Here is a 2,390-nt window from a genome sequence, read left to right as displayed (position 1 = left end):
CTCGTTAGCTCGACGGTATCCACCGAAGGCCCATGCAAAGCGGCCAGACGATCCAGGTCGACCCATTGCGCGCGAGCACGAACATAAGCGCCACGATGACGCGGATCAGCCTCGAGCCATGCATCGAGCTCACGCTGCTCTTCAGAGCTCAGCGTGCCGGCAGCGCTACGCACCGCCCAACGAGCGGCGACGTCGCTAATCGTTGCCACGTTCGGCGTCCGCAAGCGGTTGGCGTGGCGCCTCGGCAATATCCGGCTCGCTGCGCGCGAGACTATCGGCGATGCGCGCCAGTGCGCGGCCTAGATGATTCTCCACCGTCTTCTCCGATAAGCCCATCTTGCCGGCCGCCTGCCGGTACGACAGGCCATCGAGCTTGCATAGCTCGAACACTCTGCGACATTGCGCGGGTAATGCGGCGACGATGACTTTCAATCGCGCCAGCTCCTGGCGCGCTCCCACCTGGCGTTCCAGGCCAGGCTCCTCACTGATGAGGTTTAAGGACTCGATTTCCCCCAACAGCTCGATGGGAACGATGCGCCGGCGCCGGGCGTACTCGGCCAATAAGTGCCGGACCGTGGCGAAAAAATAGGCACGGCCGTTACGGATGGCGGCCAGCTCGCTGGCCCAGATGCGGGCAAAGGCTTCCTGCACCAAATCGTCGATTTCGCTGTCCTGGAGGGCACGCACGCGCCGGCGCAGCCAGGCCCGAAGTTCGGCTTCGTGCGGCAGGATGTTGGCGGCAATCCAGCGATAGCGGGACGGTTCGTCCATGCCGCGAGCATGCCGTGCTCGCTGCCGCGGCGCAATCCGGGCCCACGAGTTTGTCTATCGGCCCCATCCGATCAATCGATTTCAGCCATGGCTCGGTAACGCGTAACTTGCACCCGTCACTTAACTACGGACACAAGAGCAGCCGACCATGAGCAAGCCAGACGATCAGCGAGCGCCAGCCACACTCACCACCAGTGCCGGCAATCCCATCGCCGACAATCAGAACTCGTTGAGTGCCGGCCCGCGCGGACCGCTGCTGCTGCAGGACTATCAGCTGGTCGAAAAGCTGGCTCATCAGAACCGCGAACGCATTCCCGAGCGCGTGGTGCATGCCAAAGGTTGGGGTGCTCACGGCACGCTGACCGTCACCGGCGACATTTCCGCTTACACCAAAGCCAAGGTGTTACAGCCGGGCGCCAAGACCGATTTGATTCTGCGTTTCTCCACGGTCGCCGGCGAGCTTGGCGCCGCCGATGCTGAACGCGACGTGCGCGGCTTCGCGCTCAAGTTCTATACGCCCGAAGGCAACTGGGATTTGGTGGGCAACAACACGCCGGTGTTCTTCATTCGCGATCCGCTCAAGTTCCCGGATTTCATTCGCACACAGAAACGTCATCCGCGCACCAACCTGCGTTCGCCTACCGCGCAGTGGGACTTCTGGTCGTTGTCACCCGAAAGTCTGCACCAGATCACCATTCTGTTCTCTGACCGTGGCCTGCCGACCGACGTGCGCCACATGAACGGTTACGGCTCGCACACTTACAGCCTGATCAACGACGCCGGCGAGCGCGTGTGGGTCAAATTCCATTTCAAGACGCAGCAGGGCCATCGTCACTGGACCAACGCCCAAGCGGCCGAAGTGGTCGGTCGCACTCGCGAAAGCACGCAGGAAGATTTGGTCAGCGCACTCGACAACGGCGACTTCCCACGTTGGAAATTGCAAGTGCAGATCATGACCGAAGCGCAAGCTGCAGCCTGGTCGGAACACACCGGCTGGAATCCGTTCGACCTCACCAAGGTGTGGCCGCATGCGGACTTCCCGTTGATCGACGTGGGCGTGCTGGAATTGAATCGTAATGCCAGCAATTATTTCGCCGAGATCGAACAAGTGGCCATGTCGCCGTCGAACATCGTCCCCGGCATCGGCTTCTCGCCGGATCGCGTGTTGCAGGCTCGAATCTTCGCGTACGCCGATGCGCATCGCTATCGCCTCGGCACCCACTACGAAGCGTTGCCGGTGAACGCGCCGAAATGCCCCGTGAATCATTATCACAAGGACGGTTCGATGCGGTTCTTCCAGAACGACACCGGCAATGCCGATGCGTACTACGAGCCGAACTCGTTCAACGGTCCGAAGCAGGATGCGCGTTTCGCCGAGCCGGCGTTGCCACTGCATGGCGCAGCTGATCGTTACGATCATCGCGCGGCCAACGATGACTTCACGCAGCCCGGCAATCTGTTCCGCCTGTTGAATGCGGATCAGAAGCAGCGCTTGTTCGACAACATCGCTGCAGCCATGCAAGGCGTACCGGAGTCCATCGCTCGCCGCCAGCTAGCACTGTTCGCCAAGTGCGACCCGGCATACGGCGAAGGCGTGCGCCGCGCACTCAAGCTCGATC

The 2,390-nt window shown here is 61.7% G+C and carries 3 protein-coding genes; 1 reads left to right on the top strand and 2 read right to left on the bottom strand.

Going from position 1 to position 2,390, the window contains the following annotated elements:
- Both JNL55_RS32190 and JNL55_RS32185 read right to left on the bottom strand, forming a co-directional pair.
- The coding region (locus tag JNL55_RS32190; protein WP_293864350.1) for a FecR/PupR family sigma factor regulator at window positions 1-209 on the bottom strand (209 nt) is incomplete at its 3' end.
- Window positions 196-771, bottom strand: a complete 576-nt coding sequence (locus JNL55_RS32185) for an RNA polymerase sigma factor (protein ID WP_293864347.1) — start codon at window positions 769-771, stop codon at window positions 196-198. The genes JNL55_RS32185 and JNL55_RS32190, both read right to left, overlap by 14 nt.
- 148 nt (window positions 772-919) lie before the next feature.
- Here JNL55_RS32185 and JNL55_RS32180 point away from each other — a divergent pair.
- Window positions 920-2,390 (top strand): catalase (locus tag JNL55_RS32180; protein WP_293864344.1); only part of this gene is annotated, 1,471 nt, incomplete at its 3' end.

The sequence above is a fragment of the Steroidobacter sp. genome, from assembly GCF_016790065.1.
Taxonomy (GTDB): domain Bacteria; phylum Pseudomonadota; class Gammaproteobacteria; order Steroidobacterales; family Steroidobacteraceae; genus Steroidobacter.
The sequence above is the reverse complement of the archived record's forward strand: the minus strand, read 5'-3'. Positions and strand labels throughout refer to the sequence as shown.